The sequence below is a fragment of the Reichenbachiella sp. genome, from assembly GCF_039941815.1.
GTDB lineage: Bacteria > Bacteroidota > Bacteroidia > Cytophagales > Cyclobacteriaceae > Reichenbachiella.
In genome coordinates this window covers 313,592-329,977 of record NZ_JBDVDW010000032.1, presented here as the reverse complement: position 1 = coordinate 329,977, position 16,386 = coordinate 313,592, and the positions used below count along the sequence as shown (strand labels likewise).

At 38.8% G+C, this 16,386-nt stretch carries 15 protein-coding genes; 13 read left to right on the top strand and 2 right to left on the bottom strand.

All coding sequences use genetic code 11. The features are described from left to right. Positions 1–43: 43 nt before the first annotated feature. Entirely contained in the window at positions 44–1,126 is a 1,083-nt protein-coding gene (locus tag ABJF11_RS08690) for a hypothetical protein (RefSeq protein WP_348119416.1), read from the bottom strand. 31 nt (positions 1,127–1,157) lie between these two features. Here ABJF11_RS08690 and ABJF11_RS08685 point away from each other — a divergent pair, with 31 nt between their 5' ends. Genes ABJF11_RS08685 through chrA form a run of 7 tightly spaced genes read left to right on the top strand, consistent with a single transcriptional unit; the run spans position 1,158 to position 7,686 of the window. After that, positions 1,158–1,481 carry a 2Fe-2S iron-sulfur cluster-binding protein gene (locus tag ABJF11_RS08685; RefSeq protein ID WP_348119415.1) on the top strand — a complete coding sequence of 108 codons (324 nt, stop codon included), beginning with the start codon at positions 1,158–1,160 and terminating at the stop codon, positions 1,479–1,481. Between the two features lie 5 nt (positions 1,482–1,486). Then, complete coding sequence (locus ABJF11_RS08680; protein ID WP_348119414.1) at positions 1,487–2,089, top strand: thymidine kinase; 603 nt, start codon at positions 1,487–1,489, stop codon at positions 2,087–2,089. Beyond that, on the top strand, positions 2,079–4,301 hold the full coding sequence (locus ABJF11_RS08675) for a hypothetical protein (RefSeq protein WP_348119413.1): 2,223 nt from the start codon (positions 2,079–2,081) through the stop codon (positions 4,299–4,301). Before ABJF11_RS08680 ends, ABJF11_RS08675 begins: the two co-directional genes overlap by 11 nt. Next, positions 4,301–4,993 (top strand): DNA repair protein RecO, encoded by a 693-nt coding sequence (recO, locus tag ABJF11_RS08670; protein WP_348119412.1) that lies wholly within the window; start codon positions 4,301–4,303, stop codon positions 4,991–4,993. The genes ABJF11_RS08675 and recO overlap by 1 nt, the downstream gene beginning before the upstream one ends. A gap of 60 nt (positions 4,994–5,053) precedes the next feature. Beyond that, on the top strand, positions 5,054–5,515 hold the full coding sequence (locus ABJF11_RS08665; protein WP_348119411.1) for a DUF4399 domain-containing protein: 462 nt from the start codon (positions 5,054–5,056) through the stop codon (positions 5,513–5,515). 24 nt (positions 5,516–5,539) lie between these two features. After that, on the top strand, positions 5,540–6,511 hold the full coding sequence (locus ABJF11_RS08660) for a 2-oxoglutarate and iron-dependent oxygenase domain-containing protein (RefSeq protein WP_348119410.1): 972 nt from the start codon (positions 5,540–5,542) through the stop codon (positions 6,509–6,511). After that, positions 6,511–7,686: a chromate efflux transporter gene (gene chrA, locus ABJF11_RS08655; RefSeq protein WP_348119409.1), complete on the top strand. Its 1,176-nt coding sequence runs from the start codon at positions 6,511–6,513 to the stop codon at positions 7,684–7,686. The genes ABJF11_RS08660 and chrA overlap by 1 nt, the downstream gene beginning before the upstream one ends. A 91-nt stretch (positions 7,687–7,777) precedes the next feature. Here the strand turns inward: chrA and ABJF11_RS08650 are convergent, their stop codons facing one another. Then, positions 7,778–8,470: a ComF family protein gene (locus ABJF11_RS08650; RefSeq protein ID WP_348119408.1), complete on the bottom strand. Its 693-nt coding sequence runs from the start codon at positions 8,468–8,470 to the stop codon at positions 7,778–7,780. Between the two features lie 100 nt (positions 8,471–8,570). On the opposite strand from ABJF11_RS08650, the gene ABJF11_RS08645 reads away from it, so the two are divergent. From ABJF11_RS08645 to mnmG, 6 genes are all read left to right on the top strand, one after another. Next, positions 8,571–8,930, top strand: a complete 360-nt coding sequence (locus ABJF11_RS08645; RefSeq protein ID WP_348119407.1) for a hypothetical protein — start codon at positions 8,571–8,573, stop codon at positions 8,928–8,930. A gap of 122 nt (positions 8,931–9,052) precedes the next feature. Continuing rightward, on the top strand, positions 9,053–10,294 hold the full coding sequence (locus tag ABJF11_RS08640; protein WP_348119406.1) for an ABC transporter substrate-binding protein: 1,242 nt from the start codon (positions 9,053–9,055) through the stop codon (positions 10,292–10,294). A gap of 244 nt (positions 10,295–10,538) precedes the next feature. After that, a complete protein-coding gene (locus ABJF11_RS08635; RefSeq protein ID WP_348119405.1) occupies positions 10,539–13,586 on the top strand; it encodes a DUF4175 family protein in 3,048 nt (1,015 codons plus the stop codon). A gap of 34 nt (positions 13,587–13,620) precedes the next feature. Continuing rightward, on the top strand, positions 13,621–14,022 hold the full coding sequence (locus tag ABJF11_RS08630; RefSeq protein ID WP_348119404.1) for an ATP-binding protein: 402 nt from the start codon (positions 13,621–13,623) through the stop codon (positions 14,020–14,022). Further along, on the top strand, positions 14,022–14,453 hold the full coding sequence (gene ybeY, locus ABJF11_RS08625) for an rRNA maturation RNase YbeY (RefSeq protein ID WP_348119403.1): 432 nt from the start codon (positions 14,022–14,024) through the stop codon (positions 14,451–14,453). Before ABJF11_RS08630 ends, ybeY begins: the two co-directional genes overlap by 1 nt. A gap of 69 nt (positions 14,454–14,522) precedes the next feature. Next, on the top strand, positions 14,523–16,385 hold the full coding sequence (gene mnmG, locus ABJF11_RS08620) for a tRNA uridine-5-carboxymethylaminomethyl(34) synthesis enzyme MnmG (RefSeq protein ID WP_348119402.1): 1,863 nt from the start codon (positions 14,523–14,525) through the stop codon (positions 16,383–16,385). The last annotated feature ends 1 nt before the right edge of the window (position 16,386 follow it).

Genomic DNA, 16,386 nt, shown 5'->3' with positions numbered 1-16,386 from the left:
CAGTTAGAAACATTCAAAAGAGACAAACCCTTAATTGGGATTGTCATCTAAACCGCTTGAATATCACTTTTAGTAATTCTTTGACTTCATCCGAATTCATATCCCAATCATACTTCTTAGCATAGGTTTGAACCAATACCTCTACAGAAGAATCAAATGACTCACAATTTTCAACTTCGTCCATCGCTACTTCATAGTCCTGCTCATGTCCTTCAAATAGGTCATTGATAAACATGTAACGTTGGTTGATATTGATGTTATTTTTAAGATTTGAAAGAGATTTGGTCTCATGTACAGCTGCAATGGAACTAACCTTTTCTTTCTCTTCGTACTGCTCATTCAAAGTCTTGATGTCCTCCTCCTTATATTGTTGATTTAGATTTTGATCTACTATCTGCTCTTCCTCTTCTATAGGTTCAAATTCGTTGTTGATTTCCTCATCATCCTCACCTTCGGCTAGAGGGGTCATCTCCTCCAACGAATCCAGTGGTTCTGGCATTGGTAGCTCCTCAGGGATTGGTTTTTTATCTACAACATTCAGTGGCAAAGTACGATTGAATAATTCTTCTGTAGATTCGAGATCGGTTTTATAGTCGGTATATTCTATCGTGGCGTGTTCAATAACATTTTTTATGTCTGCAGACTGATTCAATCCTTCCAACAGCGCACCAAACAATCCTTTGTGCAACTTGATGTACTTACCATTTGCCTTCAGCTCTCGTAACTTATCCGTGGAAGTAGATTTGCTCAATTCGTGCGTGTAGTAATCAACCGGATCGTAAAGCAATACTAGGCATGAGGCCACAGCTCTTTCAAGTAGTGGTTGGAAATGTTCCTTTTGGATTTGGATATTCTTGGAGAGCGTATTGATGAGCGTTTTAAGGGCGAGATTTACATCTTCATTTTTATAATCAAAATATGGGCTCCTAAATTTCTTTATTTCTTGCTGCCATTCATCGAATAGAGCCTTCAGGACAAAATAATTTACCTGTTTGACAGGAGTGATGGATATGATTTGCTGACCCGTAATGACCTCGTTTTGGACGAAAAAATCATCGGCAATTTTAGCTGCGTATGACTGGCTGTAGGTTTGAGTGGCTTCCTGATTTAATTTGCTAGCGTGCATAATATTTGCTTCTTTTGTAAAGTTAAAGAATATGCCGAAAATCGTTATACAAAACCTTCACAACAAGGAGATTTTCATCACAAACGAAAAGATAATTCTTTTAGATATAATACATCAGAATAATATCGACTGGATGCATGCTTGTGGTGGAAAGGGAAGGTGTACGACCTGCAAAGTGCAGGTTTTATCAGGCTTGGAAAATTTCTCATCAGAATCTCCCGCGGAATTGAAATTCAGGGATATGAAACGACTTCTGCCTAATGAAAGACTATCTTGCCAGTGCCGGGTGAGTGGAGACATTTTGGTTAAAGTCGCACCTGAAAATAAATTCAATCATTTAACATACTCCGATTAAATCGAATGTTTGTCGAACCACGTATTGATAAGTTTAAAGCTGATGGTAAAGGTGCTGGATGGATCGAGGTCGTCTGTGGCTCGATGTTTTCCGGTAAAACAGAAGAATTGATTCGCAGATTGAACAGAGCACTTATTGCAAAGCAGTCAGTTGAAATATTCAAGCCAGCGATTGACATCAGATATGACGAAACACATGTCGTCTCACACAACGAGTCGTCGATACGATCTACGCCTGTTCAGTTTGCCAACGATATCTTACTACTTACCGGTGACTGTGACGTGGTTGGAATCGACGAAGCGCAATTCTTTGATAAGGAGCTGATCAACGTCGCCCGAACGCTCGCCAACTCAGGTAAGCGAGTGATCCTGGCCGGCTTAGATATGGATTTCAAGGGAGAACCCTTCGGCCCCATGCCTGGACTCATGAGTTTGGCTGAGTTTGTGACCAAGGTACATGCCATTTGTATGAAGTGTGGAGGGGTAGCCTCCTACTCATTTCGCTTGACAGGTTCGGATAAGAAAGTATTGCTTGGCGAACACGATGCCTACGAGGCTCGCTGCAGAAACTGCTTTTATGAGGATTTCAAAATCGATCATGAAAACTAACCTTACCATAGTTTTCTTAGTTATATGGATTGGTGCCAAAGCTCAAGAGCTGATACCAATAGGCACCTGGAGATCACATTTCAATTATGAACAGACTATTCTTGTTGAACAAACACAAGCGAAGATTTTTGCAGCCACTACACATGGTTTAATGATATATGACCTCGAAGACCGTAGCGTAAGTAAACTATCTAAAATTGATGGGCTAAGCGATGCTGGCATTTCTGCTCTGGCCTATAACGATGAGGATGATTACCTCGCCATAGGCTACGAAAATGGGAATGCAGATATCATTTCTGCAGATGGTATATCCAATATTCCTATTCTACTAAATAGTGACATTGTTGAAAACAAAAATATTAATCACATCTCATATTATGATGGTCAAATGTATTGGTCTACTGATTTTGGAATGCTCGTGATCAATCTAAATGGAGTAGTAGAAGAAGCTTATCAAAATTTGGGCGAAGAGGGCCAAACAATAAAGACTTATGCTTCGGCCATATCTAAGGATCAAATTTTTTTAGCCACGACTAGCGGCGTACTCTCTGGGCAATTGACAAATGGGGACAATCTCCAAGATTTCAATAATTGGGAGCGGTTTTCTGGTAGTGTGGTTCATGATAGTGATATTATCACCATAGCCTCAGATGATAATTTTGTGTATGTAGGATCAAACGAATCTATTTATAAATATGACCAAGAGTCATGGATTGAAATTTCCCTGTCTTTAGATCAGAATGAGCAGGTAAAATTAATTAAAAGTGAAGCAGACACTATTTTCGTTCTGACAAATCAAAGACTTTTTATCATCGACGCTTCGGATAACTTAGTAGAAATAGATATACCGAATGAAGCTCAAATCAATGACATTATTCAAGATAGCGACCAGATTTTATGGTACGCAGATGGAGCCGAAGGATTGATCCGACTTGAAGGAAATAGTAAAGAGTCTATTATTCTCAATGGCCCGCTAAATAATGCCGCTTCAATCAAGGTTATAAATGAAGATGTTTATGCTTTTGCCGAATTGATCACCAATACCTCCTCATCGCTCTCTAATGGGCAGGGGTTCTCGGTCTTTCATGAAGGCAGATGGATGACAAGTATTCCTACTGACCTCCTTGGGTTCGAAAATATCAGTGACGCCATTTCAAGAAATGGCGAGTTCCTCATTTCTTCGTTTGGCCAAGGCATTGCCAACCAAGACACCCAGGCTGTAACAGACTATACTAACAGCCCTTTGGAAGAAGTATCTTTTGGCTCTGGAAAAACAGTCGTATCAGGCATGGATTTGGATGACGATCAAAATGTCTGGATTGCCAACTTCAGTAACTATTCTTTACTCAAATGGGATGGGTCGGACGATTGGGAGCGATTTGATTTTGGATCTTCGGCGGCCTCAGAACCTACTTCATTAAGCATCAATGCTAACCAACAAGTATGGATGACCATAGGTTCGACGATTGGCAGAGGTGTTTTAGCATTTGAAATTGAATCGGGGCAAAGTCGATACATTACTGCAGTATCCACGAGCTTGCCATCTGATGATGTCAATGATATTGCTTTCGGTAAGGAAGATGAAATATGGATAGCTACAGATAGAGGCCTAGCCTATTTCCCGTTTTCTTTTGGGGTGATTGAAGGCCAGTCCCTTGATCTATCTGTACCAATCTTTGATGATACCGAACTTTTTGAAGATAAAGAAGTGAAAGCCTTGGCCATAGATGGTGGAAATCGGTTGTGGGTAGGTACTCAGGATGGATTATGGCTGTTTGAAGAGAATATTTCCGAATTGGTTGACCATTTCACCGAAAGCAATAGTCCGCTTCCTTCTAATCAAGTCATCGATCTAGCCATTCATCCGGTCACCGGCGAACTGTTCGTCCTTACGGACAAAGGCATGGTGTCATATCGTACTCAGGCGACGGAAGCCACCAACCAACATCAGCAAGTCAAGATCTTTCCTAATCCTGTTCATCCCGACTATGATGGCCTTGTAGGATTGACTGGATTGGCTTCAGATGTTTCCCTGAAGGTAACGAGTATTGCTGGTCGATTAGTCCGAGAACTGCAAGCAACTGGTGGTGGCACTTCTTGGGACTTGGTAGATTATAATGGCAACAGAGTACCAACAGGGGTCTATTTGATATTTAGTGCCTCTGCAGATGGAAGCGAGACATTCGTAGGTAAAATTGCGGTCATAAACTGATGCTTCAGAAGACCAGAGGCATAGTGCTCAACTACATTAAGTATCGCGAAACATCGATAATTGCCAGAATCTATACTGAGAATTTTGGAACTCAATCTTACATTATCAATAGTGTAAGGAGTAAAAGGTCCAAAAAAGGGCTCGCACTACTTCAGCCGCTTACAGTTTTAGACATGGTCGTTTATTTCAAAAATCAAAAACCTGATGGTCTCCAAAGAATATCGGAATACAAACCGGCATACAGTTTTGCTTCGATTCCATTTGATGTAAAGAAGTCTGCCATCGCTCTTTTCGTAACCGAACTATTAAGTAAAGTGCTAAAAGAGGAAGATGATAAAGGAGAAGTTTTTGAATTTCTATACCAGTTTATCTTGACGCTAGATGAGAAAGAAGCCAATTATGAAAGCCTTCATTTGTTTCTCATGGTGCAACTCACCCACTATATAGGTTTCGGGATTCACAACCGGGCTGAACTTGAAAGAGATGGACTCTTGAGTCAGGGATCATCTAGCTATGAAGAAATTTATGATATTCTGCTGGCACTAAATTCTATGGATTTAAGTGCGAACCTTGAAAGTAGCAACAAGTTGAGAAGAGATGTACTTTATTACTTAGTTGAATATTACAAGTTGCACGTAGACGGATTTACAGAATTGAAGTCTCTGGAAGTATTAAGTCAAATATTTCGCTAAGCAATCCTCCGTTCACAAAAGAATCTATAAATTTATCTTAAACAATATTCTGAGACCACTATGAAACACCTATCTATTATCCTTATTAGCATCTTCATTGTAAGCTGTTCTTCGCCTAACAAGTCTAACACCGAGCAGTCTGCACCAGTTGAAGACCAAAGTTCCATAGTGGAGAAGCCCTCAGCGGATTCGTCCTACGTGTTTTTTAATCATCCAGCTGATGGAGCCAGCGTACCTAGCCCGGTCTACATCGAAATGGGAGTATCTGGAATGGTGGTGGAGCCTGCAGGAGAAGTCAGAGAAGGCTTTGGACATCATCATGTACTTATAAATCAAACGAGCTGGCCCGAAGGATCAGTGATTCCGATGTCTGACTCAACCTTGCATTTTGGCAAAGGCCAAACAGATACCACAATAGAAATGGAGCCTGGAGAGTATACCATTGCTCTACAGTTTGCTAATGGAGTCCACAGTTCCTATGGTGAAAAGATGGCGGCATCGATCACCATTATCGTGGAATAAGCACTATCACTTAAACCTTTCCCCATGAGTGAAAAACTATATAATGAAATTCCTTCTCTCGATTTAGCCGATTTCAACTCAGGTGAAGAGGAGAGAAAAAATAAATTTGTGGCAGATCTTGGAGCAGCTTACCATAGCATTGGATTTGTAGCTGTCAAGAACCATGGGCTTTCGGATGAGCTTTGTGAGAGTCTCTACGGAGCAGTAAAAGAATTCTTTGGTTTGCCCGATGAGGTAAAGCAAAAATATGAAATCCCAGAGCTGTTCGGACAGCGCGGCTACATAGGGAAAGGCAAAGAACATGCAAAAGGCCGATCCACTGGTGACCTCAAGGAGTTTTATCATGTAGGTCAAGAAGTCACTGATGGAGATCCAATCAAGTCTGAATATCCTGACAATATTTGGCCTGACGAAATATCGGACTTTGCAAAAATAGCCTCAGAGGCATACCAGACTTTGGAAAAGGCAGGAAAACAAATGCTGAAGGCAATTGCTCTTTATCTGGAGCTTGAAGAAGACTATTTTGAAAGTCGAGTGCACAATGGAAATAGTATTCTTAGGCCAATACATTATTTTCCAATTGAAAATCCAGACGAAGTGCCTGAAGATGCAGTTAGAGCAGCGGAGCACGGTGATATCAATTTGATAACTTTACTTATGGGAGCAAGTGCGGATGGTTTGCAGGTACTCCGTAGAGATGGAAAATGGATTCCAATTACGGCGCTGCCAAATCAGATTGTGGTCAATGTGGGAGACATGCTAGCGAGACATACCAATGATAAATTGAAATCCACGATACATCGAGTAGTCAACCCACCGAAGGAATTGATGAGAACCTCCAGATACTCAATACCATTTTTTATGCACCCAAGGTCTGATATGGATTTGACATGTCTGGAGAATTGTGTTGATGCAGAGCACCCTAAACAATTTGATGATATCACAGCCGGGGAATTTCTACAGCAAAGATTAGCAGAAATCGGGCTTAAAAAATAATGGTTAAGAAGGTTAGATATTACATTTTCTTAAAAGATGTCCTGTTACTAACCATATCTGCATTTGGTGGGCCGCAAGCTCATTTTGCCATGATGCTGGATATGTTAGTTCATAAGAGAGGCTACTTAGATGAGAAAGAGCTGATAGAGCTGACTGCGTTGTGCCAGTTCTTGCCAGGACCTACATCAACACAAACACTCACTGCTATTGGATTCAAAGTTGGTGGCCCCAATCTGGCCTACCTTACTCTACTTATTTGGATCACACCCGCCTTTTTGATAATGACTTTCGCCGGGATTTTTATCTCTTCAATTGAGGAATATAACATTTCTATGGAGTTCACGAGATTTATTAAGCCTATGGCGGTTGGCATTGTTGCCTATTCGGCCTACGTAATTATTAAGAAGGTTGTAACTACTAAATTGGCGGTAGTGCTCATGATTTTAGCAGCCATTGCGAGTTTTGCTGTACGTACCCCATTTGTTTTCCCAGCTATTCTACTTGTTGGTGGCACTGTTACCGCATTCAACTACAAGCGGCATGAAAAGGAGGAAAAGCAAAAGATTAATATTCAATGGTCAAATTTCGTTTTATGGGGTGGTGTACTACTCGGAGCGGCGTTATTTGGGGCTTATTTGGATTGGCTTGGAATCAGAATTTTCGAAAATTTCTATCGGATAGGCAGTTTGATATTTGGTGGTGGTCAAGTGCTAGTACCATTCATGTATACCGAATTTGTAGAGTTCAAAGAATACCTGACCTCTGCAGAGTTTCTTTCTGGATTCGCTTTAGTACAGGCCGTACCCGGGCCGGTGTTTTCATTTGCTTCCTATGTTGGATCCATTTCTATGAAAGAATATGGCTTGATGGGGCAGGTTTTAGGAGGTTTTATGGCGGCCTTAGGGATATTCTTACCCGGTACCTTTCTCATCTTTTTTGTTATTCGATTTTGGGAACAGCTCAAAAAGTTTAGAATTGTTAAAGCTTCTTTGGACGGAGTCAACGCTGCGAGTTCAGGAATGATTCTGGCAGCAGTGGTGTTATTGTCGATTCCACTTTCAGGAAATTATCTCAACTATATTATAATGATTGGGACCTTTGGGATCATGATGTTCAAAAAGATTCCTACACCTTTTTTGATTTTAGGCGGTATTTTACTGGGAATCATTTTGTAAGCTCACAATAGAAAGCAAGTCTCTAATGAGCTTGATACATCTATACGATAGGACACAAAAAAGGCCTCGATGTAAAAACGAGGCTCATAGTTTACTTTCCTGAGGCAATACAACCAAAGTATAAAGCTGAAACTCCAGTTGTGCAAAGTAGTTCCAATGCTGACCCAACAGTTGCTCCGGTTGTAATTACATCATCAACTAAGAAAATATTTTTGCCTTTAAGAATGTCTGCGTCTTTAATGGCATAAATATCATCTGTGTTTTGCCAGCGTTCTACCCGACCCTTCTTCGTTTGTGTACTTACATTCCTCTCTCTAATCAGACAGCCACTTAACACCTTTATACCAGTCGCCTCGCTCATACCTTGTGCTATGACCTCACTTTGATTAAAACCACGTAGTCTTTGTTTCTTTTTGTGCAAAGGCAATGGAATAATATAATCTATTTCAGCGCTCGCAAGCTCAGTGTAAATATATTTTCCGAACCATTGACCCAGGCATATACCAAGTGAAGTATTCCCATTATACTTTAATTCATGAAGTAGTTTCTGCGCAATACCATGTTTGTTAAACTTCATATAGCAAAATGCTCCTCTAACCTTAGATACTTGAGTGGAAATCTCAAGCAATCTATTTGTTGCGCTTAGGTGATGCTCAGAAAGTGGAAAATCCCGATAACAACGCAGGCATATTTTTTCTTCTCCGGGGACAAGTGCGACTTCACAATTATAACAGATGTCCGGATAAATGAGAGATATAAAATCGTTCCAGTACTTTTTTAGCATAACTGGTAAATTAAAAGGTCAACAGCGCTGAATCAAAGCATAGGTAGAATATCTTTGATAATTGTACACTAAAGTGTAAAGTTTACGAGTAAAATCATCAATGATTAAAAAGGACTTAGATCTTGAGAGAAAATGGTTAAAGCTTCGTGAAAAGCTGAAAGAGATTCTTGGCAAAAAACCAGCTGATCTCAACGGTGTGCTTTTTCTAATAGGCGTTCAAGAATTAGGTGTCGGGCACGAAAATTTTTCCAAAGAAGAAAAACAAGACCTGATCCACTTGGGCATTTGTAAATGTCTCAGTCTCGCTGGCTTTTACAAACTAGATGGCACAGATGGCGATGGGTGGCCCCACTGGAAACTAATAAAAAAATTACCTCATTTTGATACGGTGGAACAGGAGAAGCTACTAAAAATTCAAGTGATCGAATACTTTATAGAAGAAATTGATCTAGCGTTTTGATAAAACAAGTCAACTCATATCGTATGCTTATTTGGATGTTGATATTCATCCAAGTAATTACTTCATGTGAAACAAAGGAACCTGACAGTCAAATCTTTACTCTTCCGAACAAGGTGTTAAGGATGAATTTTCACGACAATATTCAAGAGTTAAACCCTCTGAAAGCTTCAAATCCAACTGAAAAATTTATTGCTGACCTTATTTTTGACAAATTTTACAATTCTGACGGCACCAGTCATATTATTAGAGAGTACACGTTTGACTCATTATTATCCACACACTTCTTTACTCTTCGCGATGACAACCGTTTTCACGATGAAAGCTCAATAACCACAAAAGAAGTCAAAAAAGTCTTTCAAAATTTAATCAAAAATCATTTTGACGAAGAATCTGTGTTTTCCTTTTTCTCCTCGTTGGAGGGGTTTATCAATGTGAATTGGTATCGTGAAAACCAGAATATACTGGATTCAATTCCTAGTGGATTTAAAATAATGACTGACTCCACTTTTAGCATCAAATTGACTAAAGGCAATGATCAACTGCTAGATTGGTTTAGACAACCAGAATTTATAATGTTCAAGAAAAAAGCCAATTCTTATATTGGCAGTGGAGACTTCGCGTTGAAAGATCTAAATGAAGATATCTCTGCCGTTCTTAGAAGAATGAAAGCACAATGTTGCTATATCGAACAAATAGAGATTAGCTTTATTAAGAACAAAGATCTCGTTCTAAAAGAATTTATTGACGGCTCACTAAATCTGATAACTTATGATACCAAACAAAGGGACCAATATTCAAATGTTATCGAAAAGATATTGAATTCTAAATACCCTAGTTATCAATTTTCAGAAATTGATAATAGAGCTATTCGATATGCAGAGATAAACAATGTTCAAGATTCGATATGTCTTGAATCAATTCTACGTTCTATTGATGTGAATAAAGACACTATGAGAGATTCTTCTGATTTTGCTATATCTCCAACAGATGCTGCAAAGAACATCAATCAAGATTCAATTTATAAAATACCAATTGTAGAATTGACAAAGAATCAGGATAAAGAATATTTTACAAGTACGAGTAATGTTAATTATTTGAGGACAAAATTGGAAAAATTATATCCAACTGATCCACATATCGTAATAAGAGAAGAAAGTGGCGATAGTTTTCTAAATAACTATGGCAACAACAGCATTATTGAAGCCAAAAAATTGTTCAAAAACAATGATTCTGACCCGGTCTACATTTTGGACGTTTTTCCAAATTATGTTATTTATCACAATGATTTAAAAGGAATTGACAACGGACAAACACTTGGCGAAATGGTAAAAACTATATTCTACAAAACACCTAAAACCTATTGATAGGAAGTTGAACAGTGATTCTAACATATTGAGAAAAAAACTAAATACCTTCAAAAAAAGGTATTATGTAAATATTTTACTAAGAAATACTATTATTTTCTTCGCCTTAAGCTTAAGCCTGTATTTACTCATAACGGGAATCGAGGGATCGTTATTCTTGAGCAGCTCAAGCAGAACTGTCTTATTTTATTCTACTATTATACTGTTATTAGTAACTTTTTTAAGATTAATACTCAAACCGTATTTGAGTATAATTCAGACTAGGCACCAGATATCAGACGAGGAAGCAGCTATCATTATTGGGCGGTTTTTTCCAGATATAAAAGATAAACTTCTGAATACCATACAGTTAGGTAAGCAAACTAGCGCGGACAACACTCTGGCTGTTGCCAGCATAGAAAAAAGAACCCTAGAAATTTCTTTATTCGAATTTTCTTCTAGTATCGACTTAAAAGCGAACAAAAAATACGTTAAGTATGTGGCCTATCCTGGACTAGCCCTGATGCTTCTTTTTCTTTTTGTTCCACAGTATCTCACTGAAAGTACAGAACGTATAGTCAATTATGACATTGAGTACTCCCCTGCAAAACTCTTTTCACTGAAACCTACAAACAAAGATTTTAGAGCATTCAAAAATGAAAGTTATTTATTACAAGTGAAGGTGAGTGGAAGTGCCATTCCAGATCAAATTTATGTCACCGCGCTAGGAAGAAAAGCAAAGATGAAAAGTCAGAATGATGGCATTTATGAATATACTTTTGAAAAAATTCAAGGTAATTTCGGTTTTAGACTTGAAGCTGCAGATTATCAATCTGAAGAACACAAAATACAAGTAATTCAAAGGCCTGATATCAAAGCATTCAATATTGATTTAGATTACCCGAATTACACGAAAAGGAATAATGAAGTCCTGGAAAACGTCGGAAATTTAACCATTCCTGAAGGTACCCAAGTGACCTGGACAGTTCAGACCATAGAAACAGAAAGCGTTAATATTCAATTCGATCAGACGAAAAGCATTTTTGAAATGCAAAGTTCTGGTAATCAAATGTTTACTCATAATAAAAGCATGAGAAGAAGTGATTATTACAAGCTCTTCCTGGAAAACCAATATAGCACTAACAAGGACTCAATTGCCTATCAAATTGAGGTAATAAAGGACGAGTTTCCTAAGGTGTCAGTAAATTTTTACCAAGACACTACCTTATTCTCATTTATGATACTCAATGGCCTAATTAGCGATGACTATGGCATTTCTAAACTTGAATTAGTTTATGAAAGAGACAACGAGGTCACTAAACTTCCGATACCATTTAACAAAAATCTAATATCTCAAAATTACTTTTATCAATGGAATCTGGACTCGCTAGGGCTAAGGCAAGGAGAGGCTTTGGAATACTATGTAAGAGTCTGGGACAACGATGGAGTAAACGGCAGTAAACCTGTCAAAACCGCTCACTACACCTTCAAAGTGCCTGATAAGAAGGAAATTAAGGGAAAACTAAAGAAACAGGCAGATGGTGCTAAAAATGAACTTGATAAATCATTGAAAGAGGCTGAAGATCTCAATAACCAAATTGAAGATATTCAAAACGATTTGAAAAGTAAGAAAGAACTTAATTGGCAAGAGAATAAGAAAATGAGTGATCTTATTAATCAAAAGCAAAAGCTAGAAGAGGCTTTGCAAAAAATTGCTCAACAAAATAAGGACCTTGCCAAAAAGCAGAATAAATTCAATCAACCAAACAAAAAGCTCCAAGAGAAGGTAGATCAGTTACAAAAATTGATGGAAGATATCTTGGATGAAGAAACAAAAAAGCTATATGACGAACTCAAAAAGCTTCTTGAAGAAAAGGGAGAAGCAAGTGACTTAGAGGATGTGATGGAGCAAATAGAAAACAAAGAGGAAAACCTTCAGAAAGAAATTGAAAGAGCCATTGAAATGTTTAAACGTCTTCAATTTGATTATAAAATGGACGATATCATCAATGACTTGGAAGGTTTGAGCCAACAACAAGAAGAACTTGCTGAGCAAACTTTAGACAAACAAAACGGCTTGGATAGTCTTCAAAGTGAACAACAAAAGCTTACTGAGTCATTTGAGGAGCTACAATCTGAAATGGATGAACTCGATAAGTTGAATGAAGAAATGAAACAACCAGAAGATTTGAAAGATCTTTCTGAAGAACAGTCCGAAATAAGTTCAGAACAAAAAGCGAGTGAAGAACAACTTAATCAAAAGAAAAGAAAAAAAGCTTCAGAGTCCCAAAACAATGCATCTGAAAAAATGCAAAAGATGAAACAAAAAATGCAGGAGATGCAGGCCGGAATGGAAATGTCCATGATGCAAGAAAACCTGGGTAATCTGAGAGACATCGTTGATAACCTTGTCAAAGTCTCGTTTGATCAAGAAAGAATTATGAGTGATTTTAAAGGCGTAAATCAAAGTGACCCTAGATATGTCTCTCTTTCTCAGGATCAACTTAAACTTAAAGACGATGCCAAAATCATTGAAGATAGTCTTCTTTCATTGGCCAGTAGAGTATTTCAAATTCAAAGTTTTGTAACTCGAGAAGTTAGCGCGATGAATGACGAAATCGAAGCAAGTTTACAAGGGTTAAAAGATCGAAAAAAAGGTATTGCAACTACTCATCAGCAGTATGCCATGACCTCAATAAATAATTTGGCCCTGCTTCTAGATGATGTGTTGCAGCAAATGCAACAGCAAATGGCAGACGCTATGGGAAAACCACAAAAAGGTAAGAAGGGTCAAAAGCAAAAACTGCCAGGAATGTCCGAGATTCAAAAACAGTTAAATCAGAAGATAGAAGACTTAAAGAAAAGTGGTAAATCTGGAAGACCCCTTTCCAAGGAATTGGCCGAACTGGCCGCAGAACAAGAAATGCTGAGAAATGAACTTCAAAAACTACAAGAACAGCTTGGAGAAAATGAAGGAGGAGCAGGTAACAACCTTAAAGAGGCCATAAAAAAAATGGAGGAAACAGAGCTTGACCTTGTAAATAAAAGAATCACGCAACAAACAATAAACCGACAAAAAGATATTTTGACCAGAATGCTCAAGGCAGAAGATGCCCTGAGAGAACGAGAGCTGGACGACGAACGAGAGGCCCAACATGCCGACGATGTTTCACGTACTTTACCTGTGGAATTCGACGAATATATAAAAGCCAAGAAGCATGAGGTGGAGTTATTGAATACGGTACCTCCTAAAATGAATCCATATTACAAAGAAGAAGTAAACAAATACTTCAGAAGGTTGAACGAACAATAATATATTTGCTACACAATAAGATCAAATAAGAATAATGGATGCCATCAAAATTCAGATTCCATCGCTTTCAGAAAACATTAGGATCATAGAAAGCTTTATAGACAACGCCAGGGAACAATACCAGTTCACAGATGATATCTATGGTAATATTATGATCGCCGTTACAGAATCTGTAAACAATGCCATTGTACATGGCAACCAATCCAATAAATCCAAGAATGTCCATCTATCATTAACGCTAGAAGAAAATCTAGTGAAATTTACAATAGAGGATGAAGGCCCAGGGTTTGACTACAACAACCTACCTGATCCAACTGCTCCAGAAAATCTTGAAAAATTAGGAGGCAGGGGGATATTTCTCATGAAGAATCTGTGCGATGAAGTATCCTTCGAAGATGAAGGGAAACGCGTAGAACTCCGTTTTTATCTCACCTGATGAGCACAATCAACTTCTTTTGTGAAGATGTCTCATTCGAGCTGCCGTCATCTAATACAATTACCAATTGGTTGAAATATGCCATTACCACAGAAGGGTATGACCTAATAGAACTCAACTATATATTCTGTTCCGACGAGTACCTTCATAAGGTGAACATAGAGTATTTAGAACACGATTACTACACTGACATTATTACCTTCGATAATTCTGAAGAAAGTCAAAGGGTTGAAGGGGACATATTTATTAGTATCGATAGGGTTCGGGACAACGCTGTTGATCACGGCATTCCATTCTTACAAGAGTTGCAAAGGGTAATAATACACGGTGTTCTTCATCTGGTCGGATACAACGACAAGACTGATACTCAACAAAAACAGATGACAGAAAAAGAGAATGCTTATTTATCTTTGCCAAAATTTCAATTATAAAAATGTTTCACGTGGAACACTTGGTGCAATCAGAGATATTGTTCCACGTGGAACACAAGAATAAAATTCATGTTTCCACAGTATGATGTAATAGTTGTTGGTGCAGGACACGCTGGGTGTGAAGCCGCTGCAGCCGCCGCCAATATGGGTTCCAAGGTAATGCTCATTACGATGAACATGAACACCATTGCGCAAATGTCATGCAACCCCGCAATGGGAGGTGTGGCGAAAGGACAGATAGTTCGAGAGATAGATGCATTGGGAGGCTATTCAGGAATCGTCTCAGATAAGTCAATGATCCAATTTCGGATGCTAAATAAGTCCAAGGGTCCGGCGATGTGGAGTCCAAGAACCCAAAACGACAGGATGAGGTTCGCAGAAGAATGGCGCCTTGCACTTGAGCAAACACCCAATGTAGATTTCTGGCAGGAAATGGTGTCTGGACTTGTCATTAAGCAAAATAGAGTGGTAGGAGTACGTACAAGTATGGGCCTTGAAATCATGGGTAAATCAGTGGTGCTCACTAACGGTACCTTTCTGAATGGGCTAATTCATATCGGAGAGAAAAGGTTTGGAGGAGGTAGAACAGGGGAAAAAGCCGCGACAGGTATTACCGAACAACTGGTCCAACTTGGATTTGAATCTGGCAGAATGAAAACAGGTACACCTCCGAGAGTTGATGGAAGGTCTCTTAACTGGGACAAAATGGAGGTCCAGCCCGGCGATGATACTCCTGGAAAGTTCTCATTTACAAATACCAAACCCCTTACAAACCAAAGGCCGTGTCATATAACCTACACAAATCAAGACGTACATGATATCCTTAAAACAGGGTTTGAGAAATCCCCTATGTTTACCGGAAGAATCAAAGGCCTTGGGCCAAGGTACTGCCCTTCGATAGAAGACAAGATCAATCGATTTGCAGAGAGAGAAAGACATCAAATCTTTGTAGAACCAGAGGGTTGGAACACCGTTGAAATATACGTCAACGGATTCTCCACCAGTTTGCCAGAAGATGTACAGTACAAAGCCATAACTAAAATTCCAGGATTTGAAACAGTCAAAATGTTTCGACCAGGATATGCAATAGAGTATGACTATTTTCCACCCACACAGCTAGAAGCCACTTTAGAAACTAAAAGAATAGCTAATCTATATTTTGCCGGACAAATCAACGGGACCACAGGATATGAAGAAGCCGCAAGTCAGGGACTCATGGCAGGTATCAATGCGCACAACAAGGTTCATGAAAAAGAAGCCTTTGTATTAGGACGATCCGAAGCCTACATTGGTGTTCTTATAGACGATCTGATTAACAAAGGAACAGACGAGCCCTATCGCATGTTTACATCAAGAGCAGAATTTAGAATACTGCTACGCCAGGACAATGCAGATATCAGACTTACAGGTATTGGAAATAAACTAGGGCTTGCATCTGATGAGCGATTAGAAGCCGTTAACAATAAGATTATTGCTACACAAGAACTCATTGATCAGTTGAGTAAAATAAAAGTTAAACCTGAAGAAATTAATGGTAAACTCAATCAGATAAAATCAGCACCTATAAAAGAAAAAACAGCCCTCATCAATTTTGTGCGTAGACCAGAGCTAGAAATAGATGATGTACTTTCATTCCACCCGGATGCGGAAAAATTAGTAGCCAATCTTGGAAAAGCAATAATCGAGCAATCGGCCATACTGATTAAGTATGAAACCTATATAGAAAAAGAAAGGTCTCTGGCAGATCAAATGAACAATTTGGACAACAAAAAAATACCCGTAAGCTTCGACTATAAATCCATACCAGCTCTGTCCTCTGAGGCCAAAGAAAAGCTATCTAATATCAAACCTAAAAATCTTGGACAAGCTTCAAGAATCAGCGGAGTAAACCCCGCAGACATTTCTGTATTGATGGTGTATATGGCCAGATAAA

Coding starts and splice junctions, on each gene's coding strand:
- ABJF11_RS08690 (WP_348119416.1), bottom strand. CDS start 1,126: ATGCACGCTAGCAAATTAAATCAGGAAGCCACTCAAACCTACAGCCAG.
- ABJF11_RS08685 (WP_348119415.1), top strand. CDS start 1,158: ATGCCGAAAATCGTTATACAAAACCTTCACAACAAGGAGATTTTCATC.
- ABJF11_RS08680 (WP_348119414.1), top strand. CDS start 1,487: ATGTTTGTCGAACCACGTATTGATAAGTTTAAAGCTGATGGTAAAGGT.
- ABJF11_RS08675 (WP_348119413.1), top strand. CDS start 2,079: ATGAAAACTAACCTTACCATAGTTTTCTTAGTTATATGGATTGGTGCC.
- recO (WP_348119412.1), top strand. CDS start 4,301: ATGCTTCAGAAGACCAGAGGCATAGTGCTCAACTACATTAAGTATCGC.
- ABJF11_RS08665 (WP_348119411.1), top strand. CDS start 5,054: ATGAAACACCTATCTATTATCCTTATTAGCATCTTCATTGTAAGCTGT.
- ABJF11_RS08660 (WP_348119410.1), top strand. CDS start 5,540: ATGAGTGAAAAACTATATAATGAAATTCCTTCTCTCGATTTAGCCGAT.
- chrA (WP_348119409.1), top strand. CDS start 6,511: ATGGTTAAGAAGGTTAGATATTACATTTTCTTAAAAGATGTCCTGTTA.
- ABJF11_RS08650 (WP_348119408.1), bottom strand. CDS start 8,470: ATGCTAAAAAAGTACTGGAACGATTTTATATCTCTCATTTATCCGGAC.
- ABJF11_RS08645 (WP_348119407.1), top strand. CDS start 8,571: ATGATTAAAAAGGACTTAGATCTTGAGAGAAAATGGTTAAAGCTTCGT.
- ABJF11_RS08640 (WP_348119406.1), top strand. CDS start 9,053: ATGAATTTTCACGACAATATTCAAGAGTTAAACCCTCTGAAAGCTTCA.
- ABJF11_RS08630 (WP_348119404.1), top strand. CDS start 13,621: ATGGATGCCATCAAAATTCAGATTCCATCGCTTTCAGAAAACATTAGG.
- ybeY (WP_348119403.1), top strand. CDS start 14,022: ATGAGCACAATCAACTTCTTTTGTGAAGATGTCTCATTCGAGCTGCCG.
- mnmG (WP_348119402.1), top strand. CDS start 14,523: ATGTTTCCACAGTATGATGTAATAGTTGTTGGTGCAGGACACGCTGGG.